This window comes from Pseudocitrobacter sp. 2023LY-00077, from assembly GCF_055796175.1.
This window is the reverse complement of the sequence record NZ_JBSPEI010000002.1, coordinates 82,217-99,295: the sequence shown is the minus strand read 5'-3', so window position 1 is coordinate 99,295 and position 17,079 is coordinate 82,217. Positions and strand designations below refer to the sequence as shown.

14 protein-coding genes are annotated in these 17,079 nt (G+C 56.7%); 10 read left to right on the top strand and 4 right to left on the bottom strand.

Features of this window, described 5'->3' with window-relative positions; translation table 11 throughout:
• On the top strand, window positions 1-2,217 hold the full coding sequence (hypF, locus tag ACWWFX_RS02900) for a carbamoyltransferase HypF (protein ID WP_473223175.1): 2,217 nt from the start codon (window positions 1-3) through the stop codon (window positions 2,215-2,217).
• A 206-nt stretch (window positions 2,218-2,423) separates the two neighbouring features.
• Here the strand turns inward: hypF and norW are convergent, their stop codons facing one another.
• Together norW and norV are read right to left on the bottom strand one after the other, a co-directional pair.
• Entirely contained in the window at window positions 2,424-3,557 is a 1,134-nt protein-coding gene (gene norW / locus ACWWFX_RS02895) for an NADH:flavorubredoxin reductase NorW (protein ID WP_473223174.1), read from the bottom strand.
• Entirely contained in the window at window positions 3,554-5,002 is a 1,449-nt protein-coding gene (gene norV, locus ACWWFX_RS02890) for an anaerobic nitric oxide reductase flavorubredoxin (protein ID WP_473223173.1), read from the bottom strand. Before norV ends, norW begins: the two co-directional genes overlap by 4 nt.
• 186 nt (window positions 5,003-5,188) lie before the next feature.
• On the opposite strand from norV, the gene norR reads away from it, so the two are divergent.
• Window positions 5,189-6,709, top strand: a complete 1,521-nt coding sequence (gene norR, locus ACWWFX_RS02885; RefSeq protein ID WP_473223172.1) for a nitric oxide reductase transcriptional regulator NorR — start codon at window positions 5,189-5,191, stop codon at window positions 6,707-6,709.
• On the opposite strand, the gene gutQ is transcribed toward norR, so the two are convergent.
• Window positions 6,706-7,680, bottom strand: coding sequence for an arabinose-5-phosphate isomerase GutQ (gutQ, locus tag ACWWFX_RS02880; protein ID WP_473223171.1), 975 nt, complete (start codon window positions 7,678-7,680; stop codon window positions 6,706-6,708). The two genes, norR and gutQ, sit on opposite strands and share 4 nt — an antisense overlap.
• Window positions 7,681-7,910: 230 nt before the next feature.
• On the opposite strand from gutQ, the gene mltB reads away from it, so the two are divergent.
• The 4 genes from mltB (at window position 7,911) to ACWWFX_RS02860 (ending at window position 11,622) form a co-directional block, all read left to right on the top strand.
• Window positions 7,911-8,990, top strand: a complete 1,080-nt coding sequence (mltB, locus tag ACWWFX_RS02875; protein WP_276222498.1) for a lytic murein transglycosylase B — start codon at window positions 7,911-7,913, stop codon at window positions 8,988-8,990.
• A gap of 197 nt (window positions 8,991-9,187) precedes the next feature.
• A complete protein-coding gene (locus ACWWFX_RS02870) occupies window positions 9,188-9,874 on the top strand; it encodes a metal ABC transporter ATP-binding protein (RefSeq protein WP_473223299.1) in 687 nt (228 codons plus the stop codon).
• The gene (locus tag ACWWFX_RS02865; protein WP_276222496.1) at window positions 9,871-10,734 is read left to right on the top strand and encodes a metal ABC transporter permease; all 864 of its coding nucleotides are present in this window, start codon (window positions 9,871-9,873) and stop codon (window positions 10,732-10,734) included. The genes ACWWFX_RS02870 and ACWWFX_RS02865 overlap by 4 nt, the downstream gene beginning before the upstream one ends.
• 9 nt (window positions 10,735-10,743) lie before the next feature.
• Window positions 10,744-11,622: a metal ABC transporter substrate-binding protein gene (locus ACWWFX_RS02860; protein ID WP_456146263.1), complete on the top strand. Its 879-nt coding sequence runs from the start codon at window positions 10,744-10,746 to the stop codon at window positions 11,620-11,622.
• A gap of 32 nt (window positions 11,623-11,654) precedes the next feature.
• Here ACWWFX_RS02860 and ACWWFX_RS02855 read toward each other — a convergent pair whose 3' ends face one another.
• Window positions 11,655-11,888 (bottom strand): hypothetical protein, encoded by a 234-nt coding sequence (locus ACWWFX_RS02855; protein ID WP_456146262.1) that lies wholly within the window; start codon window positions 11,886-11,888, stop codon window positions 11,655-11,657.
• Between the two features lie 199 nt (window positions 11,889-12,087).
• Here ACWWFX_RS02855 and pncC point away from each other — a divergent pair, with 199 nt between their 5' ends.
• From pncC to alaS, 4 genes are all read left to right on the top strand, one after another.
• Window positions 12,088-12,585: a nicotinamide-nucleotide amidase gene (gene pncC / locus ACWWFX_RS02850; RefSeq protein ID WP_015963301.1), complete on the top strand. Its 498-nt coding sequence runs from the start codon at window positions 12,088-12,090 to the stop codon at window positions 12,583-12,585.
• Between the two features lie 80 nt (window positions 12,586-12,665).
• The gene (gene recA, locus ACWWFX_RS02845; protein WP_276222491.1) at window positions 12,666-13,730 is read left to right on the top strand and encodes a recombinase RecA; all 1,065 of its coding nucleotides are present in this window, start codon (window positions 12,666-12,668) and stop codon (window positions 13,728-13,730) included.
• 70 nt (window positions 13,731-13,800) lie between these two features.
• Window positions 13,801-14,301: a recombination regulator RecX gene (gene recX, locus ACWWFX_RS02840; RefSeq protein ID WP_276222489.1), complete on the top strand. Its 501-nt coding sequence runs from the start codon at window positions 13,801-13,803 to the stop codon at window positions 14,299-14,301.
• A 130-nt stretch (window positions 14,302-14,431) separates the two neighbouring features.
• A complete protein-coding gene (gene alaS, locus ACWWFX_RS02835) occupies window positions 14,432-17,059 on the top strand; it encodes an alanine--tRNA ligase (protein WP_276222486.1) in 2,628 nt (875 codons plus the stop codon).
• The last annotated feature ends 20 nt before the right edge of the window (window positions 17,060-17,079 follow it).

The window sequence follows — 17,079 nt, the reverse complement described above, 5'->3', positions numbered from 1 at the left end:
ATGACGATAACGCATAACGGCGTCGAAATCCGCATTCGCGGTAAAGTACAGGGGGTGGGCTTCCGCCCCTTTGTCTGGCAACTGGCTCAGCAGCAGGCGCGCGTGGGCGATGTCTGCAACGACGGTGCGGGGGTGCTCGTTCGTTTGCTGGGTGAAGAAGCGGATTTCCTTGCCGCGCTTCATCAACACTGCCCGCCGCTGGCGCGCATTGATGAGACGCAGGTGCAGCCTTATGTGTGGCAGAACGTGCCTGACGATTTCGTGATCCGCGAAAGCGGCGCGGGGGCGATGAGCACGCAGATTGTCCCGGATGCGGCAACCTGCCCGGCGTGTCTTGCGGAGATGAATGACCCGCAGGAGCGCCGTTATCGTTATCCCTTTATCAACTGTACCCACTGTGGCCCACGTTTCACCATTATCAACGCCATGCCGTACGACCGTCCGCTGACGGTGATGGCGGCGTTTCCGCTGTGCTCTGCCTGTGAGGCGGAGTACCGCAATCCTTACGATCGTCGCTTTCACGCCCAGCCGGTGGCCTGCGCCGAGTGCGGCCCGTGGCTGTCGTGGCATGCCGGGGGCGAACCGCTGCATCATGAGGCGGCGCTACAGGCGGCGATTGCGCTTCTCACGTCGGGCGGCATTGTGGCGATTAAAGGGCTGGGTGGTTTTCATCTGGCCTGTGATGCGGGCAATGCTCGGGCGGTAGCGACGCTGCGCGCCCGTAAGCATCGCCCGGCGAAACCGCTGGCGGTGATGATCCCCACTACGACGAATCTCAGCGGTGACGCCAGCCGATTACTGCGCACGCCCGCAGCACCGATTGTGCTGGTGGATAAATCCTGCGTCAGCGGCTTGTGTGATGACATTGCGCCGGGGCTGGCGGAAGTGGGCGTCATGCTCCCGGCTAACCCAATTCAGCATTTGCTGATGCAGGCGTTGAATCGCCCGTTGGTGATGACATCCGGGAATCTTAGCGGTAAACCGCCCGCGCTGACCAATGCGCTGGCACTGGCGGATCTCGCGGATATTGCCGACGGATTTTTGCTGCATAATCGCGATATTGTGCAGCGGATGGATGACTCGGTGGTGCGGCAAAATGGCGAAATGCTGCGTCGATCGCGCGGCTATGTACCGGACGCCATTCCACTGCCGCCGGGTTTTCACGATATTCCGCCGATGCTTTGCCTGGGGGCAGATCTCAAAAATACCTTCTGCCTGGTACGCGGCGAGCAGGCGGTGTTGAGCCAGCATTTTGGCGATCTCACTGATGAAGGTGTCGAGGCGCAATGGCAGCAGTCGTTGCGTTTGATGCAGGCTATCTACGATTTTACCCCGCAGGCGGTGGTGGCGGATGCGCATCCCGGCTACCACTCGTCGCAGTGGGCTGCGGCCCGCGATTTACCCCATCAAACGGTACTCCATCATCATGCGCATATTGCCGCGTGCCTGGCGGAACACAACTGGCCGCTGGACGGCGGTGATGTAATCGCGCTGGCGCTGGACGGCATTGGCATGGGGGAAGAGGGCGCGTTGTGGGGCGGTGAATGTCTGCGGGTGAACTACCGCGAGTGTGAACATCTTGGCGGCCTGCCTGCGGTAGCGCTGCCGGGGGGCGACCTGGCGGCACGTCAGCCGTGGCGTAACCTGCTGGCGCACTGCCTGGCGTTTGTGCCGGAGTGGGAAAGTTATCCGGCAACCGCCACCGTGCGCGAGCAAAACTGGCTGCTGCTGGCGCGGGCGATTGAGCGCGGTATTAATGCGCCGCGCGCGTCATCGTGCGGGCGATTGTTTGATGCGGTGGCCTGTGCGCTAGGTTGTGCGCCGCTGACGTTGAGCTATGAAGGTGAGGCGGCTTGTCGTCTGGAAGCGCTGGCGGCGACGTGTACCGGCGTCGAACATCCGTTGCAAAGTGAACAGTTCGACCTTGCAGAATTCTGGCCGCAGTGGTTGAGCTGGCAGGCCAGCCCGGCGGAGAAAGCGTGGGCATTTCACGATGCGCTGGCGCAGGGGCTGGGCGGTATGATGCGTCGCGAAGCACAGGCGCGGGGTATCCCGACGCTGGCGTTTGGTGGTGGTGTGCTGCATAACGCGCTGCTGCGTGCGCGGTTGCAGCATCATCTGGCTGATTTTACACTGCTTTTCCCGCACAGTTTGCCCGCAGGTGATGGGGCAATTGCGTTCGGGCAGGCGGTGGTGGCTGCGGCCAGGTGCGCGTGATGCCGGGTGGTTTGGGCTTGTCTGATGGTGCAAATAGGTAGGTCGGGTAAGGCGTAGCCGCCACCCGACAATAATGTGCGCACGGCGCCAAAAAAAAGCCCCGGCGACCGGGGCAAAAATCAGACGCGATACGTCCATGTATCTGAGGTTAAGAAGGGCTCTGCAAAATTCGCGAGCAAGGTTAAGTTCAGCAATGGCGTAGCAAATCAGCTCGGCAATAACTTCAACAGGCTAAATGCCTCCTTCATTCTCTCTTCACTGACCACAAAGGCGCGAAGCTGCTGGTTGTCATCATAGCCCTGGGCAAGCATGCCCTGCGCGCTGGTGGCGATGGTCCAGTCCAGATCCTGACGGCGCGTTTCCCCCGCCAGATGCAGCGGCAGATCCGGCGTTTTCACCTTCACCAGCATATGCGGCAATTTCAGTTCGCCATTCTGGCCGAGCAGGTTCTTCGCCAGACACATCGCACTTAACAGAATCGGTTGCAGGAAGGGCAGCACGGCTCCGTTGATTTCCGCGCAGTCGCCCAACGCGTAGATATCCGGGTTACTGGTTTGCATCGCGCTGTTGACCTTCACGCCGCGATTGATCTCCACGCCCGCGTGACGGGCCAGCGCGGTTTCCGGGCGTAAGCCGGTGGCGGCGACGACCGCATCCACTTCAACCTGACGATTACGGTCAAACTGCGCCACAATCCCGGTTGTCGTTTTCTCCAGCGACTGCAACTGGGTTTTCAGCAGCAGATGCACGCCCATGTCGGTCAGACGATGTTGCAGACGGCTGCTCACTTCCGGCGGCATCAGTGACGCCAGAATGCAGGCGGAGTTATCCACCACTGTCACCGCTTTACCAGCGCGACTGAAGTCCATCGCCAGCTCGCTGCCAATCAGCCCGCCGCCGATAATCAGTACACGCTGCGCATCACGCAGGATACTCTGCGCGGCCCCGAATTCCTGCTGGCTGTTGAGGGTCAGCATCAGCTCTTTTCCGGGAACCGGCGGTACGATGGTTGATGCGCCTGTCGCCAGCACCAGTTTGTCGTAGCGCCACTCTCTGTCCTGACTTTTCACCACTTTGGCCTGTGCGTCGATGTCGCTTACCCAGGTTTGTGGAAAGAGATTCAGATTGTACTGCTCGGCAAACTCGCCCGCGGTTTGCAGCGTCAGGTCGGCGGCGGTTTGCCCCCGGCTGACGACGTGGCTGAGGTCTGGCTTGTTGTACTCATCAATACTGTCGGCGGCGATCAAGGTCAGCGGCACGGCAGCATCCTGTTTGCGAATATTTTTCACCAGTTGGCGGGCCGCGAAGCCCGACCCGATGATCACGATGCCATTATTCATTTTGCCTCCGTGGCCAGCACATCGAAGACATCTTTACCTAGTGAGCATTCCGGGCACAGGAAGTTGTCTGGCACGTCGCTCCACGGCGTGCCCGGCTGGACATCCTGGTTCGGCTCGCCTTTTGCCGGATCGTAAATCCACTGGCAGACGCTGCACTGCATGCTTGGGCCGAGGTCAGCGGCTGCCGCTGCGGCACAGGCGCATTCTTCCTGCGCGGTTGTGACTTCGGCACTCACCTCCGGCAGCGGCGCAAGCGCCCACTGGCGGGCGATTTCCCGACCGTGTTCGCGGCACACTTCCAGCGCGTCAAAGTCCGGGCGCCATTTGGCTTTCAGGCTCAACGACATTTCAAAACCGGCATCCTGCAAGCGGGTAGAGAGACGGTCAACCGCGCCGCCGCTCCAGCCATGTGAACCGAATGCGCTGGCGCGTTTGTTACGGAAACGCAGACCTGTCATCTCTTCGACCAGACCGGCAATTTTCGGCATCATCACGTTGTTCATGGTTGAAGTACCGACCAGCACACCTTTAGAACGGAAAACATTGGTCAGGATTTCGTTTTTATCGCTGCGGGCAACGTTGAAGATTTTCACCGCCACGCGTGGGTCAACTTCGTTGATGCCCTGAGCAATCGCATCCGCCATCATGCGGGTGTTGTTCGACATGGTGTCGTAGAAAATAGTGATGCGGTCTTCCTGATAATCGGCCGCCCATTTCAGATACAGTTCAACGATTTGCGTCGGATTGTCACGCCATACCACACCGTGGGAGGTGGCAATCATATCGACCGGCAGGTTGAAGCCGAGGATCTCGGTAATTTTTGGCGTTACCAGGCGGCTAAACGGCGTCAGGATATTGGCGTAGTAGCGCTGGCACTGTTCAAACAGTTCGGTCTGATCCACTTCGTCGTTGAACAGACGTTCGTCGCAGTAGTGCTGGCCAAAGGCGTCGTTACTGAACAGAACCGCGTCGCCAGTCATGTAAGTCATCATGCTGTCCGGCCAGTGCAGCATCGGGGTTTCAACGAAGATCAATTGTTTGCCGTTACCGATATCCAGGCTGTCACCGGTTTTCACCGTATGGAAATTCCATTCCGGATGGTGGTGGTGACCGTTGATGGAATCAATGGCGTTGGTGGTGCAGTAAATCGGGGTGTTCGGAATGTAAGACATCAGCTCGGTCAGCGCACCGGCGTGGTCTTCTTCCGCGTGGTTGATAATGATGTAGTCGATGTCGTTCAGGTCGATTTCGCTGCGCAGGTTCTGCACGAATTCGCGGCTGAATTTGTGGTCAACGGTGTCGATCAGGACATTTTTACCTTCACGGATCAGATAGCTGTTGTAGCTGCTACCGCGCAGCGTTTTATATTCGGTACCGTGAAAATCACGCACTTCCCAGTCACGTTGGCCAACCCAATGAATGTTATTTTTAACCAGAATAGACATAGCAACCTCAATCAAATGCAGTGTTTTTAAAAAAGATGTTTTGCTTATTGCAGGTTGCGTGCCAACTTTTTAACTTGTTGTTTTATATATTTTTAATATTTTATCGTGCATTTTTATTGTCAAAATGACTGTTATTGGTATGGTCGATATGACAATATGCATTGTCAAAAAGACAATGAGGTCATCATGAGTTTCTCGGTCGATGTACTGGCGAATATCGCCATCGAGCTACAAAGTGGGGTTGGGCATCAGGATCGCTTTCAGCGTTTAATCACCACGCTGCGTCAGATACTGGAATGCGACGCCTCGGCGCTGCTTCGCTACGATGCGCGGCAATTTATCCCGCTGGCAATCGACGGGCTGGCGCAGGATGTGCTGGGTCGTCGCTTTACTCTGGAAGGGCATCCGCGTCTGGAAGCCATCGCCCGCGCCGGAGATGTCGTCCGCTTCCCCGCAGACAGCGATTTACCCGACCCCTATGATGGATTAATTCCCGGTCAGGAGAGCCTGAAAGTGCATGCCTGTGTCGGGCTGCCGCTGTTTGCCGGGCAGAATCTGATTGGCGCGCTGACGCTCGATGCGATGGAGCCGGCACAGTTTGATGTCTTCAGCGATGAAGAGCTGCGACTGATATCTGCATTGGCCGCCGGGGCACTCAGCAACGCGCTGCTGATTGAACAGCTGGAAAGTCAGAATATGCTGCCGGGAACGCCTGCCGCCTTTGAGCCGGTTGCCAATACCGATATGATTGGCCTGTCGCCGAATATGATGCAGCTGAAAAAAGAGATAGAAATCGTCGCGGCGTCCGATCTCAATGTGTTGATTAGTGGCGAAACGGGTACCGGGAAGGAGCTGGTGGCGAAATCGATTCATGAAGGATCGCCGCGTGCGGCTAACCCGCTGGTCTATCTCAACTGTGCGGCGCTACCGGAAAGCGTGGCGGAAAGTGAGCTCTTTGGCCATGTAAAGGGCGCGTTTACCGGGGCAATCAGCAACCGTAGCGGTAAGTTTGAAATGGCCGATAACGGTACGCTATTCCTCGATGAAATTGGCGAACTGTCTCTGTCGTTGCAGGCCAAATTGCTGCGCGTATTGCAGTATGGCGATATTCAGCGCGTCGGCGATGACCGTAGCCTGCGCGTCGATGTGCGCGTGCTGGCGGCCACCAACCGCGACCTGCGCGAAGAGGTGCTGGCCGGGCGTTTTCGTGCCGATCTGTTCCATCGTCTGAGCGTCTTCCCGCTCTCCGTTCCACCGCTGCGTGAACGTGGTGATGACGTGGTGCTATTGGCGGGCTATTTCTGCGAACAGTGTCGGTTGCGTCTCGGGTTGTCCCGCGTGATTCTAAGCTCCGGGGCGCGGGCGCATTTGCTGAGTTATGGCTGGCCGGGCAACGTGCGAGAGCTGGAACATGCCGTGCATCGCGCGGTGGTGCTGGCGCGCGCAACGCGCAACGGTGGCGAAGTGATTCTGGAAGCGCAGCATTTCACGTTTGAAGAAAGCACGGTTGCGCCAGTCCTTGAAAGTGAAGCGCCAGCGTTACCCGTGTGTCACAACCTGCGTGACGCGACCGAGCACTTCCAGCGTGAGATGATTCGTCAGGCGCTGTCGCAAAACAACAATAACTGGGCGGCCAGCGCGCGGGCGCTGGAGACAGACGTCGCCAACCTGCATCGGCTGGCGAAACGTCTGGGAATGAAGGATTAAAGAATTCCGGCCTGATAGAAGTTTTGCAGGTTGATCGCGCCAACCAGTTGGCCGTGGTCATCCACCACCGGCGCGGCGCTGATTTTTTTCTTCATCAGTTGTTCTTTAGCATCAATGGCGCGACTCTGCGCATTCAGCGTCGTGCCGTTCACCGTCATCGCCAGGCTCACGTTATCCGCCAGCGCGCCGCCGCCAACCAGCCAGCGGCGCAGGTCGCCGTCGGTAAACACGCCTTTCACCTGCAACTGCTCATCGCATACGGCAACCAGGCCCAGCCCGGTGCGGCTCAGTTCGAGCATCGCGTCCATAATACTGGCGTGAATGCTCACCTGCGGCACCTCGGCATCGCGGCGCATCAGATGATGCACTTTATTCAGTAAGCGCGCGCCCAGTGCGCCAGCCGGATGCGAACGGGCAAAATCTTCCTCATTGAAACCCCGCGCCTGCATCACGGCCATCGCCAGCGCATCGCCCATCATCAGCGTATTCACGGTGCTGGAAGTGGGGGCCAGACGCATCGGGCAGGCTTCACGCTCCACGGAAATATCAAGAACGGCTTTTGCGGCTAAACCCAACGGCGAGTGGGATTTTCCGGTCATCGCCAGTAGAACAACGGATTTTTCTTCCAGACGCGGGATGATGAGATCCAGCTCTTTCGCGCCGCCGGAGTAGGAGATAAACAGCATCACATCCTGACTTTCTACCATACCGAGATCGCCGTGCAGCGCCTCTGCCGGATGAACAAAGAATGCGGGGGTGCCAGTACTGGCGAAGGTTGCGGCGAGTTTTTTACCGATATGGCCCGATTTACCGATACCGGAAACAATCAGTTTGCCTTTGCAATTAATGATGGCTTCGGCGGCTTTGATAAAGTCATCACCCAGGCGGTCCGGCAGTTGGCTGGCTTCATGAAGTTCCAGCACCAGCGTTTGACGGCCCGCTTCAAGTAAAAAATTTTTATCCGCAATCATGGCGTTGCATCCTGTCATTTTTGTATGTCGTAGGTGTAGGGTTCGGCGTTTACCGACGTGCGGCGTAAGGGTAATGATTTCTTGCCCCTAATACCAATAGCGCGATCAAGGTCTGGGCGTTTCGCTGAGGGCGAAGTTTTTTTCTCTGCGACACGCGAAGGCGCTTCCTTGAGGCGTTGCGATTGCTTTACCATAATTAACTCTTGCCGATATTGTTAAATGGATGTCCCATGTTGAAGCGTCGTTATATCGCCTTACTGCCCCTGTGTGTTCTGCTCGCTGCCTGTAGCAGCAAACCAAAAACCGCCGCCGCTCCGGCAACGGCTGGCACACCTTCCGGCGGTTTCCTGCTGGAGCCGCAGCACAATGCGCTGATCCCAACCGGTGATTTTGCCAATAACCCGGCGGCAGAGCAGTTCATCGATAAGATGGTGAGCAAGCACGGCTTTGACCGACAACAGCTGCACGAAATTCTCTCCCAGGCGAAACGTCTTGATTACGTGCTGCGTCTGATGGATCGCCAGGCACCGACCGGCTTGCCGCCGAGCGGGCCAAACGGTGCGTGGCTGCGCTATCGCAAACAGTTTATTACTCCGGACAACGTGCAAAACGGCGTAGCGTTCTGGAACCAACATGAAGCGGCGCTGAAACGCGCATGGCAGGTGTACGGCGTGCCGCCGGAAATTATCGTCGGCATTATTGGCGTTGAAACCCGCTGGGGCCGCGTGATGGGCAAAACCCGTATCCTCGATGCGCTGGCGACGCTCTCCTTTAACTACCCGCGCCGCGCGGAGTACTTCTCCGGCGAGCTGGAAACCTTCCTGCTGATGGCACGCGACGAAAGCGATGACCCGCTGGATCTGAAAGGTTCCTTCGCAGGCGCAATGGGCTATGGCCAGTTCATGCCGTCCTCTTACAAACAGTACGCTGTTGATTTTAATGGTGACGGACACATTAACCTGTGGGATCCGGAAGATGCCATCGGCAGCGTGGCAAACTACTTCAAACAGCACGGTTGGGTGAAGGGCGACCAGGTAGCGGTGCAGGCGATGGGCCAGGCACCAGGGCTGGAAAACGGCTTTAAAACTAAATACAGCGTGTCGCAGCTTTCTGCTGCGGGCCTGACGCCGATGGATTCGCTGGGCAACCATCAGCAGGCGAGCCTGCTGCGTCTGGATGTCGGCACCAGTTATCAGTACTGGTACGGCTTGCCGAACTTCTACACCATCACCCGCTATAACCACAGCACGCACTATGCAATGGCTGTCTGGCAGCTTGGTCAGGCCGTCGCGCTGGCTCGCGTTCAGTAATCCCGCTTCCCCTCCCGTCCGGGAGGGGAGTTACATTTCGATACACCCTCAGGCGCTGACAAGGATTTACATCTATCTGCTCACTGTTTATTGTTATGTTATAACATAATGATTGGGGCGCTATTGATGTCATCTTCGCTTTTCTCTCTATCCAGCCTGAGACGGCTGGCAGGCGTTTGTCTGCTGCTGGCGTTTATCTGGCTGGTCGCCTGGTGGGCGGTATCGCTGCCATGATCGTTCTGAATAACCTTTGTGTCGGCTATGACGGCGAGGCGATTGCGCCGCCCGTCGATGGATGCATCACACGTGGCAGCCTGATGGCGATCGTCGGTGAGAATGGTTGCGGTAAATCGACGCTGCTAAAAACCCTCGCCGGATTTATTCCTCCTGTAAGTGGGCGTGTGCACTGGCAGACGCGCCGCCCGGTTATCGGTTGGCTGGCGCAGCGACAGCTGATGGATCAGCAATTTCCGTTAACGGTGCAGGATGTCGTGTGCCAGGGAGCGTGGCCGCGCATCTCATTGTGTTTCGGCATTGATCGGATGGTGCGCCGACGCGTAGCTGATGCGCTGGATCGGGTAGGGTTGCTGTCGATGGCGAAAACAGCGATAGGCAGCTTATCCGGCGGCCAGTTTCAGCGCATGCTCTTTGCCCGCATCCTCGTTCAGCAGGCCCCGCTGGTGATGCTGGATGAACCCTTTACCGGCATCGATGAAACGACGACTGAGATGGTGATGTCGCTCATCCTTGATATGCAGCGGCATGGGCAAACGGTGCTGGCGGTGCTGCATGACAGCGAAAAAGTGGCGCGCTTTTTTCCACAGGTGCTTGAGCTGGGCGGCATGCGCGCAATATCCCCGATGTTACCTGCGAGGTCAGCATGATCTGGCACACCTTTTTTCTGCCGTTTATTGAGTTTGGCTTTATGCGCCGCGCGCTGATGGTGTGCCTCGCGCTCTCACTGAGCACCACGCTGCTCGGCGTATTTCTCCTGTTGCGGCGAATGAGCTTAATGGGCGATGCGCTTTCGCACGCCATTCTTCCCGGCGTTGCCGTGGGCTACTTAATGAATGGAATGTCATTGCTGGCAATGACGATCGGCGGTTTCGTGGCAGGGATCGCCGTGGCGCTGGGGGCGGGCTGGGTGAGTCGCCGCACGCTTCTGAAAGAAGATGCCAGCTTTGCCGGATTCTACCTGGGCTCTCTGGCGCTGGGCGTCACGCTGGTGTCGCTTCGCGGCTCAAACGTCGATCTGCTGCATCTGCTGTTCGGTTCCATTCTGGCGGTGGATGGGCCGTCTGCACTGTTTGTCGCGCTGGTGGCCAGCATCACGCTGATCGCGCTGGCGGTGTGCTATCGCGGCCTGGTGGTTGAAGCGTTCGACAGCAGCTGGTTACAGGTGAATGCGCGCTGGCTGCCCTCGGCGCTGCACGGATTGTTCCTCGCACTGCTGGTGCTGAACCTGGTGGCCGGGTTTCAGGTGCTGGGTACCTTGATGGCGGTGGGCGTGATGATGCTGCCCGCGATAGCGGCTCGCTGCTGGGCGCAAACGCTGCCAGCCATGCTCGGGCTGGCGGGCCTTTGCGGTGTACTTTGCGCCTGGATAGGGTTGAGTTTCTCGTGGGCGGCGAGCCTCCCAGCCGGGCCAGCTATTGTGCTGACCGCCAGCCTGGTTTTTCTTTTTTCACTAATTTTTGGCACGCGTAGCAGGCTGGCCTATCGCCTGCGGGCGCTTTTTAACTGAGGGGATGGTATGAAAATGAAGAAGGTGATTCTGGCGCTGGCGCTGGGGTTAATCGCGCAGGGCGCAATGGCGAAAACGCTCAATGTGGTCACCAGTTTTTCGGTGCTGGGCGATATCACGCAGCAGGTTGGGGGCGATGCGGTGAAGGTGACGACGCTGGTGGGGCCGGACGGCGATCCGCATACTTTTGAGCCGTCGCCAAAAGAGAGCGCGTTGCTGAGCAAAGCGGATGTGGTGGTGGTGAACGGACTGGGGCTGGAAGGGTGGATTGACCGATTAGTCAAAGCGTCCGGGTTTAAAGGGCAACTGGTCGTTGCCTCGCGGGGCGTCGCCACGCAAACGCTGGAAGAGGATGGACAAACGGTGACGGACCCACACGCCTGGAATAACGTGGCGAACGGCGTCATTTATGCGCAGAACATTACCGAGGGCCTTGCTAAAGCGGACCCGCAGGACGCCAGCGTAATTAAAGCTAACGGTGCGAAATATGTGGATGAGCTCAGGGCGCTCGATAGCTGGGTGAAGCAGCGTTTCAGCCCTATTCCGCGCGAGAAGCGTAAGGTGCTGACCAGCCACGATGCGTTCGGCTATTTTGCCAAAGCGTATCAGGTGGATTTCCTTTCGCCGCAGGGGCTGTCATCAGAAAGCGAAGCGAACGCGGCGGAGGTCGGCGCATTGATTAAACAAATCAAAGCCGATGGGGTACACACCTGGTTTATGGAAAATCAGCTCGACCCGCGACTGGTCAAACAGATTGCGTCCGCAACCGGTGCGCAGGCAGGCGGCGAGCTTTATCCGGAAGCGTTATCGAAACCGGGCGGCGTAGCGGACAGCTATGTGAAGATGGTGCGGCATAACGTGGAGACTATTGTTGCCAGTATGCAGTAATATCGGTCGGCCCGTGAGGGCCGACATATATTTCACTGTGTCTTGCTGGCTTTTAATGATTTCACTGTTTTACCCAAATGCAGGCCATAAATCAGACACCCCAGACCAAGCAACGCTTCAACCGCCATAAACAATAAATCAAACGGACCTGTACTGACACGTAACACCACATTCAGTAATGTAAACAGGCCGCAAATAATCGTAATTAAGCGCAATTGTTCAGTTTGCTTGAGTTTTTTTTCAGCTGCAGTTCGTGGTTTCGCCATATCCCTATCCTTTCCATTTTTCCGTGGTGGGTCCCGGTAAAATTATCTCACCACGTTTTTCAGGCTGCTATCCGAAAAGCACCAGGGTTATGCTTGAGATCCATTTTCTGAACCCCCCTCGTAAAATCGACACCTCGCCCCCATCTGTGTTGGGAAAGTGCTATCTTGTCCGACAGATATCTACCTGACAGGAGTGGTGATGACTGACAGCGAATTATTTCAACTGAGCGAAAAGGTCGGGCAGGCGCTGAAAGCGCAGGGCGCAACGGTTACCGCGGCAGAATCCTGCACCGGCGGCTGGATTGCCAAAACCCTGACCGATGTCGCGGGAAGCTCCGCGTGGTTTGAGCGCGGCTTTGTCACCTATAGCAATGAAGCCAAATCACAAATGATTGGCGTCAGCGCGGTGACGCTGGAACAGCACGGCGCGGTGAGCGAACCGGTAGTGGTCGAAATGGCCGTGGGCGCATTGCGGGCTGCGCGCGCCTCTTATGCGGTATCGGTCAGCGGCATTGCCGGGCCGGATGGTGGCAGCGATGAGAAGCCCGTCGGCACCGTCTGGTTTGGCGTGGCAAGTGCGACCGGGCAGGGCGTCACTCAGCGTGAATGCTTTGCGGGCGACCGGGAATCGGTACGCCGACAGGCCACGGCATTTGCCTTGCAGCTGCTCTGGCAACAATTTCTACAAAACACTTGATACTGTATGACTATACAGTATAATTGCTTCAACAGAACAGAATTCATTCCCCGGGCTTGCTCGGCATGACAGGAGTAAAAATGGCTATCGACGAAAACAAACAGAAAGCGTTGGCGGCAGCACTGGGCCAAATTGAGAAGCAATTCGGCAAAGGCTCCATCATGCGCCTGGGTGAAGACCGTTCCATGGACGTGGAAACCATCTCCACCGGTTCGCTTTCACTGGATATCGCGCTGGGTGCAGGCGGTCTGCCGATGGGGCGTATCGTCGAAATCTACGGGCCTGAATCTTCCGGTAAAACGACGCTGACCCTGCAGGTTATTGCTGCGGCACAGCGTGAAGGCAAAACCTGTGCCTTTATCGATGCAGAGCACGCGCTGGACCCTGTCTATGCACGTAAGTTAGGCGTTGATATCGACAACCTGCTGTGCTCCCAGCCAGACACCGGTGAACAAGCACTGGAAATCTGTGACGCGCTGGCGCGCTCTGGTGCGGTTGACGTGCTGGTTGTCGACTCCGTTGCGGCACTGACGCCGAAAGCGGAAATCGAAGGCGAAATCGGTGACTCTCACATGGGCCTCGCGGCACGTATGATGAGTCAGGCGATGCGTAAGCTGGCCGGTAACCTGAAACAGTCCAACACCCTGCTTATCTTCATCAACCAGATCCGTATGAAAATTGGTGTGATGTTCGGTAACCCGGAAACCACGACCGGCGGTAACGCGCTGAAATTCTACGCGTCCGTTCGTCTGGACATCCGTCGTATCGGCGCGGTGAAAGAGGGCGATAACGTCATCGGTAGCGAAACCCGCGTGAAAGTGGTGAAAAACAAAATCGCCGCACCGTTCAAACAGGCAGAATTCCAGATCCTCTACGGTGAAGGCATTAACTTCCTGGGCGAGCTGGTAGACCTGGGCGTGAAAGAGAAGCTGATCGAAAAAGCGGGCGCCTGGTACAGCTACAACGGTGACAAAATTGGTCAGGGTAAAGCGAATGCTATCTCCTGGCTGAAAGAGAACCCGGCGGCGGCGAAAGAAATCGAGAAGAAAGTGCGCGAGCTGCTGCTCAGCAATCAGGATTCTTCGCCGGATTTCGTGGTCGATGAAAACGACACCCACGCGAAAGAAACCAACGAAGATTTCTGATAACCTCTCATCAGAAAACAGAAGGGCTGCCAATGCAGCCCTTTTTTGCATTTAAACGACCGGGAGGGTTATGAACGAGAACGCACCACGCCGCTCCGCCTACGCGCGTTTGTTGGATCGTGCCATTCGTATTCTGGCGATGCGTGACCATAGCGAACAGGAGCTGCGTCGCAAACTGACGGCCCCGGTGATGACCAAAAACGGCCCCGAGCCCATCGATGCGCCGGAAGAAGAGGTCGAGAAAGTGATCGCCTGGTGTCACGAGAATCGCTATCTCGATGACCTGCGGTTTGTGCAGCAGTTTATCGCCAGCCGCAGCCGCAAAGGCTACGGCCCGGCGCGTATTCGTCAGGAACTCGGGCAGAAAGGCATTGCGCGTAATGACATCGAGCAGGCGATGCGCGAGTGTGATATCGACTGGTGCAAGCTGGCGCGTGACCAGGCGGAGCGGAAATATGGTGAACCGTTACCGACCACATTTGCCGAAAAAGTGAAAATCCAGCGCTTTTTGCTTTACCGCGGCTATTTGATGGAAGATATCCAGGAAATATGGCGAAATTTTGCCGATTGACCGCACGGGGGATTTTACTTCCCTTTAAAGAAAACTTATCTTATTCCCACTTTTTCCGTCTGGTAGCAAGTTGAACGATAAATGACCTGCTACGACGGCGACCATTCGTTAGCTTGATTTCAGGATAATTATGAGCAAGAGCACCGCTGAGATCCGTCAGGCGTTTCTCGACTTTTTCCATAGCAAGGGACATCAGGTAGTTGCCAGCAGCTCCCTGGTGCCGAATAACGACCCGACCCTGCTGTTTACCAACGCCGGGATGAACCAGTTCAAGGATGTTTTCCTTGGTCTCGACAAACGTAATTATTCTCGCGCAACTACTGCGCAGCGTTGCGTTCGTGCGGGTGGTAAACATAACGATCTGGAAAACGTCGGTTACACCGCGCGTCACCACACTTTCTTCGAAATGCTGGGTAACTTCAGCTTCGGCGACTACTTCAAACACGACGCTATTCAGTACGCGTGGGAATTGCTGACCGGTGAAAACTGGTTCGCCCTGCCGAAAGAGCGTCTGTGGGTGACCGTTTACGAAACCGATGATGAAGCTTACGAAATCTGGGAAAAAGAAGTCGGAATCCCGCGTGAGCGCATCATCCGCATCGGCGACAATAAAGGCGCGCCGTATGCTTCCGATAACTTCTGGCAGATGGGCGATACCGGCCCATGCGGCCCGTGCACCGAGATCTTCTACGATCACGGCGACCACATCTGGGGCGGCCCTCCGGGAACGCCTGAAGAAGACGGCGACCGTTACATTGAGATCTGGAACATCGTCTTCATGCAGTTCAACCGTCAGGCTGACGGTACCATGGAGCCGCTGCCAAAACCGTCTGTCGACACCGGTATGGGCCTGGAACGTATCACTGCGGTACTGCAACACGTCAACTCTAACTATGAAATTGACCTGTTCCGTAAGCTGATTGATTCCGTGGCTAAAGTCACCGGCGCGACTGACCTGACGAACAAGTCACTGCGCGTGATTGCGGACCACATTCGTTCCTGCGCGTTCCTGATTGCTGATGGCGTTACGCCGTCGAATGAAAACCGTGGCTACGTGCTGCGTCGCATCATTCGTCGCGCCATTCGTCACGGCAACATGCTGGGCGCGAAAGACACCTTCTTCTATAAACTGGTTGGCCCGCTGATCGAAGTGATGGGTTCTGCCGGTGAAGAACTGAAACGCCAGCAGGCGCAGGTTGAACAGGTTCTGAAAACTGAAGAAGAGCAGTTTGCCCGTACGCTGGAACGCGGCCTGGCGCTGCTGGACGAAGAGTTGTCTAAGCTGACTGGCGACACGCTGGATGGTGAAACCGCTTTCCGTCTGTATGACACCTACGGCTTCCCGGTTGACCTGACGGCGGACGTTTGCCGTGAACGCGGCCTGAAAGTTGATGAAGCAGGTTTTGAAGCCGCGATGGAAGAACAGCGCCGTCGTGCGCGTGAATCCAGCGGTTTCGGCGCAGACTACAACGCGATGATTCGCGTTGATGGCGCGTCAGAATTCAAAGGCTACGACCATCTGGAACTGAACGGCAAAGTGACTGCACTGTTTATCGACGGTAAAGCGGTTGATAGCGTGGCGGCCGGTCAGGAAGCGGTGGTCATTCTGGACCAGACTCCGTTCTATGCGGAATCGGGCGGTCAGGTTGGCGATAAAGGCGAGCTGAAAGGCGCGGGCTTTAGCTTCAGCGTGAACGATACGCAGAAATATGGTCAGGCGATTGGTCATCTCGGCAAACTGACGGCGGGTTCCCTGAAAGTGGGCGACGCGGTGCAGGCCGATGTTGACGAAGCGCGTCGTGCGCGTATTCGTCTGAACCACTCCGCTACGCACCTGATGCACGCGGCGCTGCGCCAGATTCTCGGCACGCACGTTGCGCAGAAAGGTTCTCTGGTAAATGACAAAGTCCTGCGTTTCGATTTCTCGCATTTCGAAGCGATGAAACCGGAAGAGATTCGCGCGGTCGAAGATCTGGTCAATGCCCAGATCCGTCGTAACCTGCCTGTTGAGACCAACGTAATGGATCTCGACGCGGCAAAAGCGAAGGGCGCAATGGCGCTGTTCGGCGAAAAATATGATGACCGCGTACGTGTGCTGAGCATGGGCGATTTCTCTACCGAACTGTGCGGCGGTACTCACGCTTCACGCACCGGTGACATCGGCCTGTTCCGTATTGTGTCTGAATCCGGTACGGCTGCGGGTGTTCGCCGTATCGAAGCGGTAACCGGTGAAGGCGCGATTGCCAGCTTGCATGCAGAAAGCGATCGTTTGGGCGATATCGCCCAGTTGCTGAAAGGCGATAGCCATAATCTGACGGAGAAAGTGCGCACCGTGCTGGAACGTACCCGTCAGTTGGAAAAAGAGCTGCAGCAGCTGAAAGAGCAGGCGGCAGCGCAGGAGAGTGCAAACCTTTCCAGCAAAGCAGAAAACATCAACGGCGTTAAGCTGCTGGTGAGCGAGCTTTCCGGCGTTGAGCCGAAAATGCTGCGTACGATGGTTGACGATCTGAAGAACCAGCTTGGTTCCGCCATTATTGTGCTGGCGACCGTGGCTGACGATAAGGTTTCTCTGATTGCGGGCGTGTCTAAGGATGTCACTGACCGCGTAAAAGCAGGGGAGCTCATCGGCATGGTGGCTCAACAGGTTGGCGGTAAAGGCGGTGGTCGCCCGGACATGGCGCAAGCCGGTGGTACCGATGCGACGGCACTTCCAGCAGCATTGTCCAGTGTGAAAGATTGGGTAAGCGCTAAGCTGTAACAAAAATAAATCCTGTGTGG

Bases quoted from the DNA above. Each gene is read 5' to 3' on its own strand.
- hypF (WP_473223175.1), top strand. From the start codon at position 1: ATGACGATAACGCATAACGGCGTCGAAATCCGCATTCGCGGTAAAGTA.
- norW (WP_473223174.1), bottom strand. From the start codon at position 3,557: ATGAATAATGGCATCGTGATCATCGGGTCGGGCTTCGCGGCCCGCCAA.
- norV (WP_473223173.1), bottom strand. From the start codon at position 5,002: ATGTCTATTCTGGTTAAAAATAACATTCATTGGGTTGGCCAACGTGAC.
- norR (WP_473223172.1), top strand. From the start codon at position 5,189: ATGAGTTTCTCGGTCGATGTACTGGCGAATATCGCCATCGAGCTACAA.
- gutQ (WP_473223171.1), bottom strand. From the start codon at position 7,680: ATGATTGCGGATAAAAATTTTTTACTTGAAGCGGGCCGTCAAACGCTG.
- mltB (WP_276222498.1), top strand. From the start codon at position 7,911: ATGTTGAAGCGTCGTTATATCGCCTTACTGCCCCTGTGTGTTCTGCTC.
- ACWWFX_RS02865 (WP_276222496.1), top strand. From the start codon at position 9,871: ATGATCTGGCACACCTTTTTTCTGCCGTTTATTGAGTTTGGCTTTATG.
- ACWWFX_RS02860 (WP_456146263.1), top strand. From the start codon at position 10,744: ATGAAAATGAAGAAGGTGATTCTGGCGCTGGCGCTGGGGTTAATCGCG.
- ACWWFX_RS02855 (WP_456146262.1), bottom strand. From the start codon at position 11,888: ATGGCGAAACCACGAACTGCAGCTGAAAAAAAACTCAAGCAAACTGAA.
- pncC (WP_015963301.1), top strand. From the start codon at position 12,088: ATGACTGACAGCGAATTATTTCAACTGAGCGAAAAGGTCGGGCAGGCG.
- recA (WP_276222491.1), top strand. From the start codon at position 12,666: ATGGCTATCGACGAAAACAAACAGAAAGCGTTGGCGGCAGCACTGGGC.
- recX (WP_276222489.1), top strand. From the start codon at position 13,801: ATGAACGAGAACGCACCACGCCGCTCCGCCTACGCGCGTTTGTTGGAT.
- alaS (WP_276222486.1), top strand. From the start codon at position 14,432: ATGAGCAAGAGCACCGCTGAGATCCGTCAGGCGTTTCTCGACTTTTTC.